General features: G+C 61.9%; 20 protein-coding genes and 1 pseudogene. 6 read left to right on the top strand and 15 right to left on the bottom strand.

Annotated features, from left to right (window positions below; all coding sequences use genetic code 11):
* The first annotated feature begins 26 nt into the window (after window positions 1–26).
* From HX803_RS01140 to HX803_RS01150, 3 genes are all read left to right on the top strand, one after another.
* A complete protein-coding gene (locus HX803_RS01140) occupies window positions 27–824 on the top strand; it encodes a transporter substrate-binding domain-containing protein (protein ID WP_060767882.1) in 798 nt (265 codons plus the stop codon).
* Window positions 825–1,005: 181 nt separating this feature from the next.
* The gene (locus tag HX803_RS01145) at window positions 1,006–1,965 is read left to right on the top strand and encodes an amino acid ABC transporter permease (protein WP_178918573.1); all 960 of its coding nucleotides are present in this window, start codon (window positions 1,006–1,008) and stop codon (window positions 1,963–1,965) included.
* Window positions 1,958–2,692 (top strand): amino acid ABC transporter ATP-binding protein, encoded by a 735-nt coding sequence (locus HX803_RS01150; protein WP_178918574.1) that lies wholly within the window; start codon window positions 1,958–1,960, stop codon window positions 2,690–2,692. Before HX803_RS01145 ends, HX803_RS01150 begins: the two co-directional genes overlap by 8 nt.
* A gap of 3 nt (window positions 2,693–2,695) precedes the next feature.
* Here the strand turns inward: HX803_RS01150 and HX803_RS01155 are convergent, their stop codons facing one another.
* The 12 genes and pseudogenes from HX803_RS01155 to ubiE all read right to left on the bottom strand — a co-directional run bounded on the left by HX803_RS01155 (window position 2,696) and on the right by ubiE (window position 12,874).
* On the bottom strand, window positions 2,696–4,603 hold the full coding sequence (locus tag HX803_RS01155) for a methyl-accepting chemotaxis protein (RefSeq protein ID WP_178918575.1): 1,908 nt from the start codon (window positions 4,601–4,603) through the stop codon (window positions 2,696–2,698).
* Between the two features lie 148 nt (window positions 4,604–4,751).
* The gene (locus HX803_RS33020) at window positions 4,752–5,624 is read right to left on the bottom strand and encodes a methyl-accepting chemotaxis protein (RefSeq protein WP_372339884.1); all 873 of its coding nucleotides are present in this window, start codon (window positions 5,622–5,624) and stop codon (window positions 4,752–4,754) included.
* A pseudogene (locus tag HX803_RS33025) lies at window positions 5,610–6,668 on the bottom strand (methyl-accepting chemotaxis protein); the annotation flags it as partial. The pseudogene HX803_RS33025 and the gene HX803_RS33020, both read right to left, overlap by 15 nt.
* Before the next feature lie 204 nt (window positions 6,669–6,872).
* Window positions 6,873–7,580: a 16S rRNA (uracil(1498)-N(3))-methyltransferase gene (locus HX803_RS01165; protein WP_178918577.1), complete on the bottom strand. Its 708-nt coding sequence runs from the start codon at window positions 7,578–7,580 to the stop codon at window positions 6,873–6,875.
* Window positions 7,577–8,368: a twin-arginine translocase subunit TatC gene (gene tatC, locus HX803_RS01170; protein ID WP_176997247.1), complete on the bottom strand. Its 792-nt coding sequence runs from the start codon at window positions 8,366–8,368 to the stop codon at window positions 7,577–7,579. Before tatC ends, HX803_RS01165 begins: the two co-directional genes overlap by 4 nt.
* Complete coding sequence (tatB, locus tag HX803_RS01175) at window positions 8,365–8,796, bottom strand: Sec-independent protein translocase protein TatB (protein ID WP_178918578.1); 432 nt, start codon at window positions 8,794–8,796, stop codon at window positions 8,365–8,367. Before tatB ends, tatC begins: the two co-directional genes overlap by 4 nt.
* A gap of 10 nt (window positions 8,797–8,806) precedes the next feature.
* Complete coding sequence (locus HX803_RS01180) at window positions 8,807–9,085, bottom strand: twin-arginine translocase TatA/TatE family subunit (RefSeq protein ID WP_003171180.1); 279 nt, start codon at window positions 9,083–9,085, stop codon at window positions 8,807–8,809.
* Between the two features lie 25 nt (window positions 9,086–9,110).
* Entirely contained in the window at window positions 9,111–9,443 is a 333-nt protein-coding gene (locus HX803_RS01185; protein WP_003209299.1) for a phosphoribosyl-ATP diphosphatase, read from the bottom strand.
* A 2-nt stretch (window positions 9,444–9,445) separates the two neighbouring features.
* Window positions 9,446–9,838 (bottom strand): phosphoribosyl-AMP cyclohydrolase, encoded by a 393-nt coding sequence (gene hisI / locus HX803_RS01190; protein WP_178918579.1) that lies wholly within the window; start codon window positions 9,836–9,838, stop codon window positions 9,446–9,448.
* Between the two features lie 41 nt (window positions 9,839–9,879).
* Window positions 9,880–11,484 (bottom strand): ubiquinone biosynthesis regulatory protein kinase UbiB, encoded by a 1,605-nt coding sequence (ubiB, locus tag HX803_RS01195; protein ID WP_178918580.1) that lies wholly within the window; start codon window positions 11,482–11,484, stop codon window positions 9,880–9,882.
* Entirely contained in the window at window positions 11,481–12,104 is a 624-nt protein-coding gene (locus HX803_RS01200; protein WP_178918581.1) for an SCP2 domain-containing protein, read from the bottom strand. The genes ubiB and HX803_RS01200 overlap by 4 nt, the downstream gene beginning before the upstream one ends.
* Window positions 12,104–12,874 carry a bifunctional demethylmenaquinone methyltransferase/2-methoxy-6-polyprenyl-1,4-benzoquinol methylase UbiE gene (gene ubiE, locus HX803_RS01205; RefSeq protein ID WP_060754560.1) on the bottom strand — a complete coding sequence of 257 codons (771 nt, stop codon included), beginning with the start codon at window positions 12,872–12,874 and terminating at the stop codon, window positions 12,104–12,106. Before ubiE ends, HX803_RS01200 begins: the two co-directional genes overlap by 1 nt.
* A gap of 271 nt (window positions 12,875–13,145) precedes the next feature.
* Here ubiE and HX803_RS01210 point away from each other — a divergent pair, with 271 nt between their 5' ends.
* From HX803_RS01210 to HX803_RS01220, 3 genes are all read left to right on the top strand, one after another.
* Entirely contained in the window at window positions 13,146–13,421 is a 276-nt protein-coding gene (locus HX803_RS01210; RefSeq protein WP_178918582.1) for a polyhydroxyalkanoic acid system family protein, read from the top strand.
* A gap of 105 nt (window positions 13,422–13,526) precedes the next feature.
* Complete coding sequence (locus HX803_RS01215) at window positions 13,527–13,949, top strand: phasin family protein (RefSeq protein ID WP_178918583.1); 423 nt, start codon at window positions 13,527–13,529, stop codon at window positions 13,947–13,949.
* A gap of 12 nt (window positions 13,950–13,961) precedes the next feature.
* The gene (locus tag HX803_RS01220) at window positions 13,962–14,924 is read left to right on the top strand and encodes a phasin family protein (protein ID WP_178918584.1); all 963 of its coding nucleotides are present in this window, start codon (window positions 13,962–13,964) and stop codon (window positions 14,922–14,924) included.
* 212 nt (window positions 14,925–15,136) lie between these two features.
* On the opposite strand, the gene HX803_RS01225 is transcribed toward HX803_RS01220, so the two are convergent.
* The 3 genes from HX803_RS01225 to phaZ form a co-directional block, all read right to left on the bottom strand.
* Window positions 15,137–15,757: a TetR/AcrR family transcriptional regulator gene (locus HX803_RS01225; RefSeq protein WP_178918585.1), complete on the bottom strand. Its 621-nt coding sequence runs from the start codon at window positions 15,755–15,757 to the stop codon at window positions 15,137–15,139.
* A gap of 27 nt (window positions 15,758–15,784) precedes the next feature.
* Window positions 15,785–17,467, bottom strand: coding sequence for a class II poly(R)-hydroxyalkanoic acid synthase (gene phaC, locus HX803_RS01230; protein ID WP_178918586.1), 1,683 nt, complete (start codon window positions 17,465–17,467; stop codon window positions 15,785–15,787).
* Between the two features lie 89 nt (window positions 17,468–17,556).
* Entirely contained in the window at window positions 17,557–18,402 is an 846-nt protein-coding gene (gene phaZ / locus HX803_RS01235) for a poly(3-hydroxyalkanoate) depolymerase (protein ID WP_025858688.1), read from the bottom strand.
* Between the last annotated feature and the right edge of the window lie 55 nt (window positions 18,403–18,457).

The raw sequence follows: 18,457 nt of genomic DNA on the forward strand, positions 1-18,457 counted from the left end.
ACAAGAATCGTTCAGGGGACTTGATGATGAAAAAGTATCTTTCGATGCTGATGCTTGGCGTCACCGCATTGGTTGCCGCCACTGCGGCCCAGGCCGGCGCCATCGATGATGCAGTCAAGCGCGGCACGCTGAAAGTCGGTATGGACCCGACCTACATGCCGTTCGAAATGACAGACAAACGCGGTGAAATCATCGGCTTCGAAGTCGACATCCTCAAGGCCATGGCCAAGTCCATGGGCGTCAAGCTGGAGCTGGTGTCTACCGGTTACGACGGCATCATCCCGGCTTTCCTGACCGGCAAGTTCGACATGATCGGCAGCGGCATGACCCTGACCCAGGAGCGCAACCTGCGCCTGAACTTCAGCGAACCCTTCATCGTGGTGGGCCAGACCCTGCTGATCCGCAAGGACCTGGAAGGCACTATCAAGTCCTACAAAGACCTGAACGACGAGAAATACCGCCTGACCTCCAAGCTCGGCACCACCGGCGAGATGGTTGCCAAGAAGCTGATCTCCAAGGCCAAGTACCACGGCTATGACAACGAACAGGAAGGCGTGCTGGACGTGGTCAACGGCAAGGCTGATGCCTTTGTGTATGACGCGCCGTACAACGTGGTTGCCGAGAAAAAGGTCGGTAACGGCAAGCTGGTGTTCCTCGAAGAACCCTTCACCTTCGAACCCCTGGCGTTCGGCTTGAAAAAAGGCGATTACGATAGCATCAACTTCATCAACAACTTCCTGCACCAGATCCGCAACGACGGCACCTACGATCGCATCCATGACAAGTGGTTCAAGAGCTCCGAGTGGCTCAAGGACATGGAATAAGGCTGGTTTGTAGTGAGCGGGCTTGCCCCGCGCTGGGTGGCGAAGCCGCCCCAAATCCATACACCTCGGTCTTTCTGAAATACCGCGGCGTCTGGTCTTAGGGCGGCTTCGCCACCCAGCGCGGGGCAAGCCCGCTCACTACACAAAGGCGCTTGCCTTAGACTTTTTTGGATGTTGAGTAATGAAACAGAAAAAAGCCCAATGGCCCTGGCACCTGCTGACCGTGGTCGTGCTGGTCGGCCTGGCTGGCGCCTTGTACTACGCCACGTCGCTGATGTCCTACGAGTGGCGCTGGAACCGCGTACCGCAGTACTTCGCCTATCAGGCTGAAACGTCCCAACGCGCGGCCGACATCTCCACAGTGGTTGAGCTGGTGCGCAAAGGCGATGTGGCTGAAGTCACCCTGCGCAACGACGCGGGCGCCGAGCAAAAGCTCACCGTTGCCGACAACAGCCTGCAAGTGGCACGCGGCGATGACGTGGCCGAAGGCGACGTGATCGGCGTGACCCGGCAGTGGGCGCTGGGGCCGTTGATGTGGGGTTTGTGGACCACGCTGTGGTTGTCGGTGGTGTCCGGCATCCTGGGCCTGGTGATCGGCTTGGCGACCGGGCTGTGCCGCTTGTCCAGCAACCCCACCTTGCGCGATCTGTCGACGATCTACGTCGAACTGGTGCGGGGTACGCCGCTGCTGGTGCAGATCTTCATTTTCTATTTCTTTATCGGCACGGTGCTCAACCTGTCCCGGGAGTTTGCCGGCATCGCGGCGCTGTCGCTGTTCACCGGTGCCTATGTGGCGGAAATCGTGCGGGCCGGCGTGCAGTCCATCACCCGTGGCCAGAACGAAGCTGCTCGTTCCCTGGGCCTGAGTGCCAGCCAGTCGATGCGCCATGTGGTGTTGCCGCAAGCCTTCAAACGCGTGTTGCCGCCCCTGGCCGGGCAATTTATCAGCCTGGTGAAGGACACCTCGCTGGTCTCGGTGATCGCGATTACCGAACTGCTCAAGAGCGGCCGCGAAGTGATCACCACCTCGTTTTCGCCGTTTGAAATCCTGTTCTGTGTGGCAGGCCTGTACCTGCTGATCAACCTGCCGCTGTCGAAAATGGCCAGCCGGCTTGAGCGGAGGCTCGCGCAAAGTGATTGAAGTCCGCGATCTGGTAAAAGTCTTCGACACCCGTGGGCAGGTGGTGCGCGCGGTGGACAACGTGAGCACCCAAGTGGCCAAGGGCGAAGTGCTGGTGGTGATCGGCCCGTCGGGTTCCGGTAAGTCCACGTTCCTGCGCTGCCTCAATGGCCTGGAGGAATTCGACTCGGGCTCGGTGAGCATCGACGGCCTGCAACTGGCCGACCCAAAGACCGATGTGAATGCCTACCGCCGCGAAGTCGGCATGGTGTTCCAGCATTTCAACCTGTTCCCCCACATGACTGTGCTGGAAAACCTGTGCCTGGCCCAGAAGGTCGTGCGCAAGCGCAGCAAGAAAGAACGCGAAGCCAAGGCCCTGGCCCTGTTGGAAAAGGTCGGCATCGCACAGAAGGCCAACGAGTTTCCGTCGCGCCTCTCTGGCGGTCAGCAGCAACGGGTGGCCATTGCTCGGGCCCTGGCGATGGACCCCAAGGTGATGCTGTTTGACGAACCCACCTCGGCGCTGGACCCAGAAATGGTCGGCGAAGTCCTGGACGTGATGAAGACCCTGGCCCTGGAAGGCATGACCATGGTCTGCGTCACCCATGAAATGGGCTTTGCCCGCGAAGTGGCCGACCGGGTGCTGTTCTTCGACCATGGCAAGCTGCTCGAAGACGCCGCCCCGGCCGAGTTCTTCGACGCGCCGAAAGACCCTCGCGCCCAGGCATTTTTGCGCCAGGTGTTGTGATCTTCAGAGCCTGAACTTGCCGACCAGTGTCTGCAGGTTCAGGCTCAGTTGTGTCAGCTGGGTACTGGCTGCGGCTGTTTCGTCGCTGGCGGCGGCTGTCTGTTCCGACACCTGCTTGACCTTCAATACGCTGCGATTGATGTCCTCGGCCACCAGGCTTTGCTCTTCGGCGGCAGCGGCGATCTGCGGGTTCATTTCCTGGATGACCGACACCGTGCGGGCGATGGCGGCCAGGGCGTCTCCCGCATCGCGGGTCAGGCCCACGCTGCAGTCGGTCAGGCTTCGGCTGTTGTCTATCATGTCGGCGACTTGCTGGGTGCCCGTGTGCAGCCTCAGGATCAGCCCTTCGATCTCTTCGGCTGATTCCTGGGTGCGCTGCGCCAGGCTGCGCACCTCGTCGGCCACCACCGCAAACCCTTCGCCCGCCGGCCCGGCCCGCGCCGCTTCAATGGCGGCATTCAGGGCCAGCAGGTTGGTCTGCTGGGACACGGACTTGATCACGTCCAGCACGCTGCCGATCTTCTGGCTTTCTTGTTGCAGCGCCAGCATTGCGCGACCGGAGCGTGCCATTTCGCTGGCCAATTGACCGATTTGCTCAATGGCCAGGGTTACCACCTTGTCGCCGGTGCCAGCTTGCCTGTCGGCCTCAGTGGCCGCCGTCGAGGCGTGTTCGGCATGCCGAGCGACTTCCTGGGCGGTGGCGAGCATCTGGTTCATTGCCGTGGCGACCTGATCGGTTTCGTCGCGCTGGTTGTTGATCCCGGCACGCGTCTGCTCGGCCGCCGTCGACAACTGTGTGGCAGCACTCGCGACTTGCCGGGCGCTGTCGCCGATACCACTGATCAGGCTGCGCAGGTTCTGGGTCATCTGGGCGATGCTCTGTTGCAGTTGGCCGAGCTCATCACGGCGCTCGTCTTGAAGGGTATGGCTCAGGTCGCCGTCGGCGATGCGGTTGGCAGCGGCCAGGGTTTTACGCAGCGGCACCACGATTTGCCGGGCGATCCACCACGCAGCAAGGCTGCCCAGCACCAAGGCCGCGAGGGTGATGCACACCAGCAGCGTGTGTGTCTGGCGTGCGTCATTGTCGCCCTTGAGCACTTGGTCCTGGCTCAATTGCTCGCTCTGCTCAAGCAGTCTGTTGAGCTGCTGCTCGAAGCGATTTTGCACGGCTTCGGTGCTGAGCTGGGCGTCCTTGAGCGCGGTGAGTTGCGCGCGGTACGCCGCCAGGTCGACCTTGAGCACCGTGGCGTCCACAGGAAGCGCAGTCACTGCAGCCAGCGCCGTTTCCAGGGCGTCGAGGGTCTGGCTGATGCTGTGTGCGTAAGCTTGCAACGATTCGGCGGACCAGGCCGGGCGTTGGGCGCGTTGCTCGGCCTGGGCGATGGCCTGGCGCAGGTTCTCGATAGCGTCCAAGGCGGTCTGATCGTGCTGGTCGGGCAATTCGCTGGCCAGTTGGGCCAACGTGTCGCTGGCCTGGAGCGCAGTTTTTTGCACCGGGCTGCGGGTGTTCTCTCGATGTTCGATCAAGGGCGGCAGTTGTGTCAGCGCGGTTTTGAATGCATTGACCAGCTCAATGGCTTGTTGCGCGCGTGACAGGTCGTCCGGGTCTTTGAGTCGGCTGGAGAGATAGGCCAGTTGCTGGTCGATCGTTTCGATCTGGCGGTGCATTTTGTCCAGGCTGGCCGTATCGGTGAGGGTGCGATACACGATGCGATCGGCCCGCATGGCCTGCGCAACGGCGGTCAGCTTGCCCAGCACGGTCAGGTTGCCTGAGCGGTCAAGCGCAGCGCTCAGCGCCTGCCAACCGGTGATCGCGATGATAAGGCTGAGGATCAGCACCTGGCCAAAGCCCAGGATCAGTTTGAGCGTGACACTGGCATTGCCCAGCAGGCGGGTCAGCCGACGAAACATGGGGAGCCTCCGAATCAGGCAAAGCGTTCAGTGCTGACGCTAATTCGATTCGAGGGCGGCCGGGGGGCATGGCGGGATGATAAGCGCGTAGGAGATTTCACAAGTTGCTGGCACGCGGCGGCCGGGAGCGGTCGCCGCGTACAGCGGGTCAGACGCGGAAGCGCCCGACCAGGGTTTGCAGGTAGATGCCCAGGCGCGCGAGCTCGGCGCTCGACGCTGCGGTCTCCTCGCTGGCTGACGAGGTTTGCTCAGATACGTCGCGCACATTCAACACGCTGCGGTTGATCTCTTCGGCCACGGCGCTTTGTTGCTCGGCGGCGGTGGCGATCTGCGAGTTCATCGCCTGGATGGTCGAGACCGTACGGGTGATATTGCCCAGCGCATCGCCGGCACGGCGGGTCAGTTCGACGCTGCTGTCGGTGAGGCCGCGGCTGTTGTCCATGATCGTTGCCACCTGCTGGGTGCCGCTTTGCAGGCCGACGATCAGCTCCTCGATCTCTTCGGTGGACTTCTGGGTGCGTTGTGCGAGGCTGCGCACCTCGTCGGCCACCACGGCGAAGCCTCGCCCCGCCTCACCGGCACGGGCGGCTTCAATCGCTGCGTTGAGGGCCAGCAGGTTGGTTTGCTGGGCTACTGACTTGATCACGTCGAGCACGCTGCCGATCTTGTCGCTTTCACGCTGCAGGTGGCCCATGGCCTCGGTGGAATGGCCCACCTCGGTGGCCAGGCGTTCGATCTGGGCGATGGCTTCGCCGACCACCTTGTCGCCTTCACGGGCCTGCTGATCGGCGGCCACGGCGGCTTCGGAGGCCTCCTCGGCGTTACGCGCCACTTCTTGCACGGTGGCGGCCATTTCGTTCATGGCGGTGGCCACCTGGTCGGTCTCGACCTTCTGGCTGTTGACCCCGGCGCTGGTCTGCTCCGTCACGGCCGACAGTTGCTCGGCGGCGCTGGCGATCTGGGTGACGCCGTCGCTGATGCCGCCGATCAATTCGCGCAGGCCTACGGTCATGCTTTGCATGGCGCGTTGCAACTGGCCGAGTTCGTCCTGGCGCAGCGAGTTGAGGTTGTGACTCAGGTCGCCCGAGGCGACCTGCTCGGCGACCTTGAGGGTCTGGTTCAGCGGGATGACGATCTGACGGGTGATGGCCCAGGCGGCGACCATGCCGAAGATCAGCGCCAGGGCGGTCGCCAGCAGCAACAGGTTCTTGGCCTGCGCAGCATCGGTATCACGCACCACGGTTTGGGAGACGGTGAGTTTGTCGCTGTTGCCCAACAGGATATCGCCCTGGGCGGTCATGACGACCAAGGCGGCTGCGCTGGCTGTTTGAGAATCACGGTATTGGCTGACGGCGGCACGGTAGGCCTGCAACGACACACCGGCCTCTTGCAGGTTGGCCTGGTACGGCTCGGGCAATTGGCCTTGCAGCTCAGTGATTTTCTTCAGGGCGTTGTCGATGGCGTCGAGCGCGGGCTGTTCAGCGTCGGTCTTGCCGCTGTAGGTGTAGCCGCGGACCTGGAAGCGCGATTGCTGGATCAACTTGCTCAGGTCGACCACGCTATTGAACTGGGTGACGCTGTCGCCTTGCAACAGGGCTTTTTCAATCTCGTTGATCTTGGCCACGGCGTTGTCGGCGGTGTCACCGAGCTTGCTGCGTGCGCCTTCACGCTTGAGGCCGGCCTGCACCATGGCGCCGAAGGCTTTTTTGTATTGGTTGAGGGCGTCCAGTTGCTGTTCAACCAGAGCCTTGTCGTCGGGTTGCTCGATCAGGGTTTCGGCGGTTTTCAGGCCGCTGTCCAGCTTGGCTATCAGGTCGTTGACGGCGCCTGTGCCTTGCTCGCCGCGACGGGTCTCGAAGTCCAGGCGCGCCAGGCGCAGGTCCTTGGTCAGGCCGTTGAGGCTGGAGATAAAGCCCAGTTTATCGCCGCGACTGGTCACATCGCCCAGGCCGGTCCAACCGGTGAACGTGATCAACAGCGTCAGGATCAACACCAAGCCAAAGCCAATGGCCAGCTTTCGATTGACGCTCACATTCCCCAGTTTTTCGGCTAACAGACGATACATGCTGCAATCTCCTTTGGAACAAGGCTTGGACTTATTCAAAGGCTATCGGCTGCGTAGGAAGATTCTGTAGCGACAGAGATTCACTGTGGGAGCGGGCTTGCCCGCGATAGCGGTGCATCAGTCACAGGTCGGCTGGCTGATACACCGCTATCGCAGGCAAGCCAGCTCCCACACAAGCTGGCTCCCACAGGGTTCGATGGGTGGTTAGAAGAGGCGGGCGAGCAGGGCGGTGACGGCGGTTTCGACGCGCAGGATGCGTGCGCCAAGCTGCACCGGTTGCAGGCCGGCCTTGGCCAGCAGGTCGACTTCGTAGGGGATCCATCCGCCTTCCGGGCCGATGGCCAGGGTGACCGGCTCGTCCAGCCCACGCGGGCACGCCGGGTAGTCGCCCGGGTGGCCGATCAGCCCCAGGGTGCCTTCGGCCATGGCCGGCAGGCGGTCCTCGACGAACGGCTTGAAGCGCTTTTCGATGATGATCTCGGGCAGCACCGTGTCGCGTGCCTGTTCCAGGCCGAGGATCAGTTGCTCACGGATCGCCTCGGGCTCCAGGAACGGGGTCTGCCAGAAGCTCTTCTCGACGCGATAGCTGTTGACCAGCACCACTTTCGGCACGCCCATGGCGGCCACGGTCTGCAGCACCCGACGCAGCATCTTCGGGCGCGGCAGGGCCAGCAGCAGGGTCAAGGGCAGTTTGGCGGGCGGCGGTTGGTCGAAGCTCACTTGCAGTTCGGCTTCGCCGGCGTCCAGGCGCAGCAACTGGGCATTGCCCATCAACCCGCCAATGCGGCCGACGCGCAGGCTGTCGCCGACGGCCGCACGGTGGACTTCCTGCATGTGCACCAGGCGCCGGTCACGCAGCACCACACGGTCGGCCGCAATGAAGTCGGCCTCTTCCAGTAACAGCAGGTTCACGGCTGGGTCGCTGGCGGCTGGTCGTCGTCGGCAGGCTGGTCATCCGGGTGGTCGCCACGCTTGCTGATCAGGCTGCCGAACAGGATGCCGATCTCGAACAGCATCCACATCGGCACGGCCAGCAACGTCTGCGAGAAGATGTCCGGCGGCGTGAGGATCATGCCGACCACGAAGCAGCCGATGATCACGTACGGGCGGATCTTCTTCAGGTACTTGACGTCGACCACGCCGATCCACACCAGCAGCACCACGGCCACGGGGATTTCGAAGGCCACGCCAAAGGCGAAGAACAGCGTCATCACGAAGTCGAGGTAGCTGGTGATGTCGGTCATCATTTCCACGCCGGCCGGGGTGGCCGCGGCGAAGAACTTGAAGATCAACGGGAACACCAGGAAGTAGGCGAACGCCATGCCGGTGTAGAACAGCAGGATGCTCGACACCAGCAGCGGCACCGCGATGCGCTTCTCATGCTTGTACAGGCCCGGCGCGATAAAGCCCCAGATCTGGTGCAGGATCACCGGGATCGCCAGGAACAGCGACACCATCATGGTCAGCTTCAACGGCGTGAGGAACGGCGAGGACACGTCGGTGGCGATCATCGTCGCGCCAGCCGGCAGGTACTGGCGTAGCGGCGTGGAGACGAAGGTGTAGATCTGCTGGGTAAAGGCGAACAGCCCGGCAAAGATGATGAAGATCGCCGCTACACAGCGCAGCAGGCGGGTACGCAGCTCGGTGAGGTGCGAGACCAGCGGCATGTGCTGGTCGTTTTCCGGTTTATCAGCGCTCATGGGGCTCGCGGCGGCAATGTAGGGTCATGGGGAGCGGGCGCCGCGACGGGCGCCGGCGCAGGCTCAGTGGGGCTGTGGGCGGCCGGTGCCGGGGCGGGTTCCACCACGGGTGGCACCTGGGCCACGGGCGGCGGCGCGATGCTTTGCTCGGCCACAGGTTCGGCCGGTTTGGCAGGCTCCTGCACCGGGGAGAGAATCTTGCGCGCTTCCTGCTCCAACGAAAGGATGTGCTCGTTGTGCAGTTGGCGACGAATCTCGTCGGCGCCGATTTCCCGTTCAACTTCCTGTTTGATGGCGTTGAAACTGCGTTTCAGGCGCCCGATCCACAGGCCGGCCGTGCGAGCGGCGCCGGGCAGGCGTTCCGGCCCCAGCACCAGCAGGGCAACAAGGCCGACGAGGAGCAGTTCAGAGAAGCTGATACCAAACATTAGTCAGTGCTCACGAGTCTTTGCGGGTCGGCTCTTCGACTTTTTCAGCCTGCACGTCGAAGGTACGACGCTCGGTGATCGGCTGGGTGGCCTGCGGGTGCACAGGTTGCGCCGGTGGAACCGGGTTGGCGGCCGGGTCGGCAGGCTTCTCGTCGTCGTTCATGGCTTTACGGAAGCCCTTGATCGATTCGCCCACGTCAGTGCCCAGGTTCTTGAGTTTCTTGGTGCCGAACACCAGTACCACCACCACCAGAATGACGATCCAGTGTTTCCAGTCAAAAATGCCCATGCTGCAATTCCTCTGTGAAAGTTATTCAGGCGGACGGGCGCGAGGCCTTTTCGGCATGCCCGGACAAGCCGAAGCGACGGTCCAGTTCATCCAGCACTGCCTGCGGATGCTGCCCCAGTTGGGCGAGCATGACCAGGCTGTGGAACCACAAATCAGCGGTTTCGTAGATCACATCGCTGCAGTCGCCGCTGATTTGCGCGTCCTTGGCGGCGATGATGGTCTCGACGGATTCTTCGCCGAGCTTTTCCAGGATCTTGTTCAAGCCCTTGTGATACAGGCTGGCGACATAGGAGCTGTCGGCGTCCGCGCCTTTGCGGTCCTCCAGCACCTGGGCCACGCGGTTCAGGGTATCGCTCATGTTCAGTGTCCTGCCGAGTAGATGGCGTGCGGGTCTTTGAGCACCGGCTCGACGGTCTTCCATTCGCCGTTTTCGAACACGCGATAGAAGCAGCTGTGACGGCCAGTGTGGCAAGCGATGTCGCCGATCTGCTCGACCATCAGGATCACCACGTCGGCGTCGCAGTCCAGGCGCATCTCGTGCAGGGTCTGCACGTGCCCGGACTCTTCGCCCTTGCGCCACAGTTTGCCACGCGAGCGTGACCAGTAGATGGCGCGCTGCTCAGCGGCGGTAAGGCTCAGGGCCTCGCGGTTCATCCAGGCCATCATCAGCACGCGCCCGGTCTTGTAGTCCTGGGCAATGGCCGGCACCAGGCCGTCACTGTCCCACTTGATCTCGTCCAGCCAGTCTTTCATGTTCGGCTCCGGCAATTTGCGACAGTGTATAACCGGATTGGCTATCGACGCACGATCAGATAAACACCCACGGCGACCATGATGCCGGCCGGCCAGTGGCCCAATTCGTTCAGCGGCCCGCCGAGGGCGAGTACTGCGCCACCCACCAGGTGCGCGGCGCCCAGCAGGCGCAGGAACCAGTCGTCCTTGCGACGGTGCCACGGCGGCGCGGGGTCCTTGGCGTGGGGCTGGGACATGCGCTCCAGCAGGTCGCGGGTCATGTTGGCCAGGTGCGGCAGCTGTTCGAACTGGCTGTGCAGGTTGCCGATCAGGGTTTTCGGGCTGACCCGCTCGCGCATCCAGCGTTCGAGGAACGGCTGGGCGGTGTTCCACAGGTCGAGGTCCGGGTACAGCTGGCGGCCCAGGCCTTCGATGTTCAGCAAGGTTTTCTGCAGCAATACCAACTGCGGCTGCACTTCCATGTTGAAGCGTCGTGCGGTCTGGAACAGGCGCATCAACACCTGGCCGAAAGAAATATCTTTTAACGGTTTTTCAAAGATCGGCTCGCACACGGTGCGGATCGCCGCTTCGAATTCGTTGAGCTTGGTTTCGGCCGGCACCCAGCCCGAATCGATGTGCAACTGCGCCACGCGACGGTAGTCGCGCTTGAAGAAGGCGAACAGGTTGCGGGCCAGGTAATCCTGGTCTTCCGGGGTCAGGCTGCCGACGATGCCGCAGTCGATTGCAATGTACTGCGGGCTCCACGGGTTCACGGTGCTGACGAAGATGTTGCCCGGGTGCATGTCGGCGTGGAAGAAACTGTCGCGGAACACCTGGGTGAAGAAGATCTCCACGCCGCGCTCGGCAAGCATCTTCATGTCGGTGCGTTGGTCGGCCAGGGTGGCGAGGTCGGTGACTTGCACGCCGTAGATGCGCTCCATCACCAGCACCTTGGGGCGGCACCAGTCCCAATACACTTGGGGCACGTACAGCAGCGGCGAACCTTCGAAGTTGCGCTTGAGCTGGCTCGCGTTGGCGGCTTCGCGCAGCAGGTCGAGTTCGTCGTAGATGGTTTTTTCGTAGTCGGCGACCACGTCCACCGGGTGCAGCAGGCGGGCATCGGCGCTGAAGCGCTCAGCGGCGCGGGCGAGGATGAACAACCATGCCAGGTCCTGACCGATGATCGGCTTGAGGCCCGGGCGAATCACCTTCACCACTACCTCTTCGCCGGTTTTCAGCTGGGCGGCGTGGACCTGCGCCACGGAGGCGGAAGCCAATGGGTCGACATCGAAGCGGCTGAAGACGTCGCTGATCTTCTTGCCCAATTGCTCTTCGATCAATTTCATCGACTGCTGGGAATCGAACGGCGGCACGCGGTCCTGCAGCAGCATCAGCTCGTCGGCGATGTCTTCGGGCAGCAGGTCGCGGCGGGTCGAGAGGATCTGCCCGAACTTGATGAAGATCGGCCCCAGGTCCTGCAGCGCCAGGCGCAGGCGTGCGCCCCGGCTCAGCTCCAGCGGCTTGCGCGGGAACCAGCGCCACGGCAGCACGTAGCGCACCGCCAGCAGGAACCACGGCAGGGGCAGGGCGAACAGCAGGTCATCGAGGCGGTAGCGGATTACGACGCGCTGGATACGAAACAGACGGCGGACGGCGAGCAGCTTCATGCGTTATCGCTTGGATCAAGGGAACGGCTCAGGCGTTCGAAGCGGGCCTCGAGGCGTTCCAGGTCGATTTTGGCCTTGTCGAGTTCACGAAAGCGCGCTTGCGCTTCCCGTTCTCCGACCAGGATGCGCGATTCTTCGCTCAGGTATTCGGCGAGGTTCTGGTTGAGGCTGGCGAACCCTTGTTGGTACCAGCGCGTGCGGCTGCGCAGGTGCCCGCTGATCAACTGGGTGGCCACGGGGCCGATCCAGCGCGACAGTTCGTATTCCCAGTCCAGTTCCAGGTCTTGCAGCACGGCGGCCAGGTCCATCAGCACCGAACTGTCACCTTCGAGCTCCACCTCGGCGCTGTGCAGGATGGCAGTCTTGTTGCGGCTCAGGGCCAGGTGCAGCAGGCTCGATGCTGGCGCACGCAGGGTGCAGTCGGCGTCGGCAGCCCAGTCGCTGGCGAGCAGCAGGCCTTCATCGCTGGGCAGGATAAACAGCTGCAAGGCGGGGCTCGTGCAGTCGACGGCAATGATCTTGCCGTTCAAGTGCGCGAGCCGCGCCAGGGCGGTGCTGTCCAGGCGCAGCACACGGTTGATACCGTGCTCGACGCTGGCGAGAAGGCCTGCGAACAGCATCAGGGCTTGATGCCGCGGTGCAGGGCAACGATGCCCGAGGTCATGTTGTGGTAGGTCACGCGGTCGAAGCCGGCTTCTACCATCATCGACTTCAGAGTTTCCTGGTCGGGGTGCATGCGGATCGATTCGGCCAGGTAGCGGTAGCTCTCGGCGTCATTGGTGATCAGCTTGCCCATCAGCGGCATGAAGGCGAAGGAGTAGGTGTCGTAGACCTTGGACATCAGCGCGTTGGTCGGCTTGGAGAACTCCAGCACTAACAGGCGGCCGCCCGGCTTGAGCACGCGCAGCATCGAGCGGATCGCGTCTTCCTTGTGGGTCACGTTGCGCAGGCCGAAGGCAATGGTCACGCAATCGAAATGGTTGTCCGGGAACGGCAGCTTCTCAGCGTCGGCCTGGACGAACTCGATATTGCCGGCTACGCCTTTATCCAGCAGGCGGTCGCGACCGACCTTGAGCATCGAGCCGTTGATGTCTGCCAGCACGACCTGACCGGTAGGGCCCACCAGCTTGGAAAACTTGGCGGCCAGGTCGCCCGTGCCGCCGGCGATGTCCAGCACGCGGTTGCCGGCGCGCACACCCGACAGCTCGATAGTGAAGCGCTTCCACAGGCGGTGCATGCCGCCCGACAGCACGTCGTTCATCAGGTCGTACTTGGCCGCGACGGAGTGGAACACCTCAGCGACTTTTTCCGCTTTCTGGCTTTCCGGAACGTTCTTGAAGCCGAAGTGAGTGGTGGGTTCGGCATCGCTGCCTTTGCGCTGGTCAGTCATATCGCTGTCACCAAAAGAGAATGCGGGACATGATAATCCCCACGACCTGCTTTGTCTTGGCAAGGCTCAATGTCGTGAGCGGGCTTGCCCCGCGCCAGGCTTCGAAGTGGCCCCAAACCAGGGCCCCAGGTCTTTCTGAAACACTGCGGTGGCCTTGCGTTCGGCGCGGGGCAAGCCCGCTCACTACAACCATCGGGGTAAGATAGGCGGCGACCGAGACCTTTTGCCGCATGGCAGGTATCCATACCGTTATAAAAGAGGAGTCATTGCAATGGCCCGTATTACCGTTGAGCGTGCACATACCCTGGGTAAAGAAGGCGCGCGGGCAAAAGCCGACAAGTTGGCAGGCAAACTCAAGGAACAATATGGCCTGGAGTCCACATGGTCTGGCGATACCTTGAACCTCAAGCGTTCAGGCGTTAAAGGCACCGTGTCGGTGGCCGAGGACTCCCTGCGTATTGATGTGGAACTGGGCCTGTTGATGTCGGCCATGAGTGGCACTATCAAATCCGAAATCGAGAAAGCCCTGGATAAGGCACTGGCCTGATCCGGGTCTTCTTAGGGTGCCGATTCTAATTTTTCTGCCTACTTTGTGCCCAAGCCCTCAACTCCTGCGGGCCGTTCCTCAACCCTTTTTTGCGTGAGGTGTGCCATGGCCAAAGTTATTTTGAAGAAAAAAATCGACGTTCAGTCCACCGCCCTGAGTGACGTTAAACGCTATGCCCGCAAGATCTGGCTGGCGGGTCTTGGCGCCTATGCCAAGGTCGGCAGCGAAGGCAGCGAGTACTTCAAAGAGCTGGTCAAGAAGGGTCAACATGTTGAAAGTAAAGGTAAAAAAGTTGTGGTTGAACAACTTGATGCCGCCAACAGTCAGATTGACCAAGTAAAGAGTAATGTCTCAAGCGTCAAAGGCCTGGTTGAAGTTCAACTGGATAAAGTTGAAAAAGCTTTTGACATACGCGTTGCAAGTGCCTTGAATCGGATCGGCATTGCGTCTAAACATGACGTGGAGACACTCTCTGCTAAGCTCGAAGAGCTGACGACATTGCTAGAACGTGTCGCGCGTAAACACTAAGGAGACATCGGGATGGCTGTTAAAAAGACTACTCAGAAAGAAGGCAGCTCGTGGGTCGGGGAAGTTGAAAAATATTCCCGTAAGATCTGGCTTGCTGGTTTAGGCGTGTACTCGAAGGCTAGCATTGGTGAAGGCAAAAAACTCTTCGAGTCTTTGGTCAAGGACGGTGAGAAAGCCGAGAAGTTGACCAAAAGCACAGTCGGTAAAACAGTTGAAGCGGCCAAGGCAACTGCCGGTTCCGCCAAGTCGGGTATTTCTGACACCTGGGGCAAGTTGGAAGAAACTTTCGACAAACGCCTCAACAGTGCGATTTCGCGACTGGGCGTACCCAGCAAGGCAGAGCTGAAGGCACTGCACAGCAAGGTCGACACGTTGACCAAGCAAATCGAAAAGCTCACCGGCGCCAAAGTGGCCCCTGTGAAAACGGCTGCCGCCAAACCTGCTGCCAAGCCGGCCGCTAAAACCGCAGCGGCCAAGCCCGCAGCGAAAACTGCAGCCAAGCCTCTGGTAAAAGCTGCTGCCAAACCGGCTGCAAAACCTGCGGCCAAGGCACCCGCCAAAGCCGCCGCTAAACCGGCTGCCAAGCCTGCGGCTAAAACAGCAGCGGCAAAACCGGCTGCCAAGCCTGCCGCTAAACCTGCCGCCAAGGCCGCTGCAAAACCGGCCGCCAAGCCAGCAGCTAAAACTGCAGCCGCTAAACCTGCTGCCAAGCCCGCTGCTGCGAAACCTGCAGCCAAGCCGGCCGCCGCGAAACCGGCTGCTAAACCTGCGGCCGCCAAGCCTGCGGCAAAACCAGCCGCCGCGAAGAAGCCAGCGGTAGCGAAAAAACCAGCAGCGGCCAAGCCTGCTGTTGCGGCCAAGCCAGCAACTGCGGCACCTGCCGCTTCCACAGCCAACTCGGTGTCCGCACCGACCCCTGCTGCTGTGACCCCGACTGCATCGCCGGCAACCCCGACGCCATCCAGTCAGTCCTGATTTTTTCAGGACACACAAAAAATGCCCGGCCTGTGAAGGTCGGGCATTTTTTATGGTGGTGCTTTCAATGACACAACACATCCAACAGTGTGAAGGCTTTTGTGGCGAGGGAGCTTGCTCCCGCTTGATCGCGCAGCGGTCGCCGGCTTTTTGGGCGAACTTCGCACCCCGGCGCAAGCAAGCTTGCTCACTACAATAAACGCTCCTGCTTTTTAGACGGAGTCATCCAGGTATTTGAGTGCGAATTTCTCGGTCGCCAGCCGTGCCGGCAACAATAAGTGCGGCGCCACCAGCATCACGATCTGGTAGACCACCACCCGTATCTCACCTTCACGGTCGAGAATCCGCTGGTAGTCCAGCGAAAACAGCAGGGTCAGGGTGATCTGCTCCACCAGTTGCCCCAGTGCCTGGGTACCACTGACCAATTGCCCCGACGTCTTCAACCGTGCCAACAGCGACGCCAGGGTGCGTTTGAGTGCCGTGAGCAGGTTGCGAATGCCTTTGGCCAGTTTCGGCAGGCGCCCCGCGAGGTTCGACAGGTCCTGGAACAGAAACCGGTAATGGGCCATGCGCTCGACGATCAGGTGCAGGAATAGCCAGTAATCCTCGGCCTCCAGCTGCGCGTCAGCGGGTGGGTCGAGCAGGGGGGCCAGTTCGTTTTGAAAGCGCTCGAACAACCCAAGCACCAAGGGCTCCTTGCCATGGAAGTGGTAGTAGAGGTTGCCGGGGCTGATCCCCATTTCATTGGCCACCTCCATGGTCGACACGTTCGGCTCGCCCTTCTGGTTGAACAACTGCAGGGCACATTCAAGGATACGGTCGCGGGTCTTCATCCAGTCTTCTTAATGTGATCGTTGAGTTCAGCGCACACGCACGTAGGTGCCCGGCGCTGCTTCCATCGGTGGGTAGTTCTGGTTGCCCAGGGCGGTGAGGGTTTCGCGCTGCACGCCGGAGCGCTGCTGCACCCATTCCAGCCACTGCGGCCACCAGCTGCCTTCGACGTGGTTGGCGTCGTAGTACCAGGCGCGCGGGTCACTGCTCAGCTTGGGGTTCTCGACGTAGTTGGCCTTGGGGTTGCCCGGCGGGTTGAGGATGCTCTGGATATGCCCGCTGTTGGACAGCACGAAGCGCCGCTCCCCCCCCAGCAACTGGGTGGAGCGGTACACCGCGTCCCACGGCGTGATGTGGTCGTTGATCCCGGCCACGCTGAAGCTGTCCACCGTGACCTTCTGCAAGTCGATGGGCGTGCCGCACACCTCCAGGCCGCCGGGATGGCTCAGCGGGTTGTGCTTGAAGAAATCCAGCAGGTCGCCGTGCAGCGCGGCGGGCAAGCGCGTGTTGTCGTTATTCCAGTACAGGATGTCGAAGGCCGGCGGTTCCTTGCCCAGCAGGTAGTTGTTGATCCAGTAGTTCCAGATCAGGTCATTGGGGCGCATCCAGGCGAACACCTTCGCCATGTCGCGGCCGTCCAGCACGCCTTGCTGGTAAGAGCGGCGCTTGGCCGCTTCCAGGGTTTGTTCATCGGCAAACAGCGTGGCGGGGCTGTCGATCTGGCTGTCGAGCAGGCTCACCAGGTAGGTGGCGCTGGAGATGCGCCGCAACTGGCGCTTGGCTTGCAGGTGGCCTTGCAGGGCGGCGATGCTCAGGCCACCGGCGCAGGCGCCCATCAGGTTGACCTCCCTTGCACCGGTGATCGTCCGGCAGACGTTGAGGGCTTCTTCCAGCGCCGCAACGTAGGTGGACAACCCCCATTCACGATGGCGCACGTCCGGATTGCGCCAACTGACCATAAAGGTCTGCAGGCCGTTCTTGAGGGCGTACTGCACAAAGCTGTTGGCGGGGCTGAGGTCGAAAATGTAGTACTTGTTGATTTGCGGCGGCACCACCAGCAGCGGCTTGGCGTACTGCTTTTCGCTCATGGGCTTGTACTGGATCAGCTCCAGCAGCTCGTTGCGAAACACCACCGAACCCGGCGTGGTGGCGACCGTCTTGCCCACTTCGAACGCGTGCTTGCTCACCTGGCGCGGCAGGCCATTGTTGTGCAGCAGGTCCTCGAACAGGTTCGTCACACCGCGCACCACGCTGTTGCCCCCGGAGTTGAGCAGCTCCTTGACGGCCAGCGGGTTGAGCAGGGTGTTGGAAGGGGAGACGGCGTCGTTGAGCAGCGAGAAGGCAAAGTGCGCGCGGGCCCGGTCATCGGCGCTCAACGCGCTGTCGTCGATCCAGTGGCGCGTCTGCTTTTGCCAGCTCAGGTAGGCTTGCAGGCTGCGCCGATAGAGCGGGTTGAGCTTCCAGGTGGGGTCGCTGAAACGGCTGTCATTGGGGTTGGGCTCATGCACCGTCTCACCCAGCAGCACGCGGCCCAGCTGGCCGCTCAGTGCCCAGGCATGACGAACGGTATGCACCGGGTTGCGCAGGCCGTGGGCGGCAACGCTGCGCAGCGTCGACAGCAGGTCCCGACCGCGCAGGCCGGTGATCGCGTTTTGCGCATTGATGAACACGGCAGGGGTGGGCGCCGGGTTCGTCACGGGTCTTTCTCGCATGAGCCAACACTCCTTCGTCAAGCCATCAAACAGGCACGCCAATTCAGAACCATAGTCGGTTCCTGGCAAGTTGCGCGGCGGTGTGGTCCTTACACCGCAGGTCGCGGATGAATCACCGCGCGCAGGCGCTCCTCCTCGAGAAATTTCATGATGATCGGCGCCACGGCTTCGGCCCGGGTGATCAAGAACAGGTGGCCATCGTCGATGATGTGCAACTGTGCGTTGGGAATGCGCCAGGCCAGCATGCGCATGTTGATCAGCGGGATCAGCGGGTCGTCATCCCCCGCCAGCACCAGGGTGGGTTGGCGGATCTTGTGCAGCCAGTGGATGCTGGTCCAGCCCAGCCCGGCGAACAGTTGCCAGTAGTAACCCAGCTTGCCCGCCGAACGTACTTTGCTGGCATGTTCTGCGGCCAGTTTCGAATCGCGGCGGAACGAGCCGCCATAAATCATCGGGGCAATGCGCACTACATGGGACGGCTGGATGTAACGGCGCGGGCTGGCCATCAGCCACAGCACTTTGGGTTTGCCCGGCACCATCACCGCACCCGCCGCCGTGGCCGCCAGGATCAGCTTCTTGCAACGCTCCGGGTAGTCGTAGGCGAACTGCTGCGCCAACGCGCCGCCCCAGGACACGCCCACCGCGTTCACCTGGCCATAGTCCAGGTAGTCGAGCATGCGTGCAGTGAGCTTGGCCAGGCCGGGAAAGCGATAGGGACGGTTGGGTGTGGATGAGCCACCCACGCCGGGCACATCGAAGGCGATCACTTCCAGGTCCGGGTCTAGGGCCTGGACGAACGGAAACACCAGCTCAAGGTTGGCGCCGATGCCGTTGAAGATCAGCAAGGGCGTCAAGTGAGGCTTGCCCGGGCGCACCGCCGTGCGGATGGTCTGGCCATCCAGGTCGATGGTACGGAAGATGAACGGTTGCGGCATGCTCAAGCCCTGTGAAGTGTTACAGCCGGAATGTGGTCGAAATGTGGGAGCGGGC

This window comes from Pseudomonas sp. P7548 (genome assembly GCF_013386585.1).
Lineage (GTDB): Bacteria > Pseudomonadota > Gammaproteobacteria > Pseudomonadales > Pseudomonadaceae > Aquipseudomonas.

What these genes read in the sequence shown, in the direction of transcription:
- HX803_RS01220 (WP_178918584.1), top strand. Translation starts at nt 13,962, where the DNA reads ATGGCTGTTAAAAAGACTACTCAGAAAGAAGGCAGCTCGTGGGTCGGG.
- HX803_RS01155 (WP_178918575.1), bottom strand. Translation starts at nt 4,603, where the DNA reads ATGTTTCGTCGGCTGACCCGCCTGCTGGGCAATGCCAGTGTCACGCTC.
- ubiB (WP_178918580.1), bottom strand. Translation starts at nt 11,484, where the DNA reads ATGAAGCTGCTCGCCGTCCGCCGTCTGTTTCGTATCCAGCGCGTCGTA.
- HX803_RS01200 (WP_178918581.1), bottom strand. Translation starts at nt 12,104, where the DNA reads ATGCTGTTCGCAGGCCTTCTCGCCAGCGTCGAGCACGGTATCAACCGT.
- phaC (WP_178918586.1), bottom strand. Translation starts at nt 17,467, where the DNA reads ATGCGAGAAAGACCCGTGACGAACCCGGCGCCCACCCCTGCCGTGTTC.
- HX803_RS01225 (WP_178918585.1), bottom strand. Translation starts at nt 15,757, where the DNA reads ATGAAGACCCGCGACCGTATCCTTGAATGTGCCCTGCAGTTGTTCAAC.
- tatC (WP_176997247.1), bottom strand. Translation starts at nt 8,368, where the DNA reads ATGAGCGCTGATAAACCGGAAAACGACCAGCACATGCCGCTGGTCTCG.
- hisI (WP_178918579.1), bottom strand. Translation starts at nt 9,838, where the DNA reads ATGAAAGACTGGCTGGACGAGATCAAGTGGGACAGTGACGGCCTGGTG.
- ubiE (WP_060754560.1), bottom strand. Translation starts at nt 12,874, where the DNA reads ATGACTGACCAGCGCAAAGGCAGCGATGCCGAACCCACCACTCACTTC.
- HX803_RS01180 (WP_003171180.1), bottom strand. Translation starts at nt 9,085, where the DNA reads ATGGGCATTTTTGACTGGAAACACTGGATCGTCATTCTGGTGGTGGTG.
- HX803_RS01215 (WP_178918583.1), top strand. Translation starts at nt 13,527, where the DNA reads ATGGCCAAAGTTATTTTGAAGAAAAAAATCGACGTTCAGTCCACCGCC.
- tatB (WP_178918578.1), bottom strand. Translation starts at nt 8,796, where the DNA reads ATGTTTGGTATCAGCTTCTCTGAACTGCTCCTCGTCGGCCTTGTTGCC.
- HX803_RS01185 (WP_003209299.1), bottom strand. Translation starts at nt 9,443, where the DNA reads ATGAGCGATACCCTGAACCGCGTGGCCCAGGTGCTGGAGGACCGCAAA.
- HX803_RS01210 (WP_178918582.1), top strand. Translation starts at nt 13,146, where the DNA reads ATGGCCCGTATTACCGTTGAGCGTGCACATACCCTGGGTAAAGAAGGC.
- HX803_RS01145 (WP_178918573.1), top strand. Translation starts at nt 1,006, where the DNA reads ATGAAACAGAAAAAAGCCCAATGGCCCTGGCACCTGCTGACCGTGGTC.
- HX803_RS33020 (WP_372339884.1), bottom strand. Translation starts at nt 5,624, where the DNA reads ATGCAAAGCATGACCGTAGGCCTGCGCGAATTGATCGGCGGCATCAGC.
- phaZ (WP_025858688.1), bottom strand. Translation starts at nt 18,402, where the DNA reads ATGCCGCAACCGTTCATCTTCCGTACCATCGACCTGGATGGCCAGACC.
- HX803_RS01140 (WP_060767882.1), top strand. Translation starts at nt 27, where the DNA reads ATGAAAAAGTATCTTTCGATGCTGATGCTTGGCGTCACCGCATTGGTT.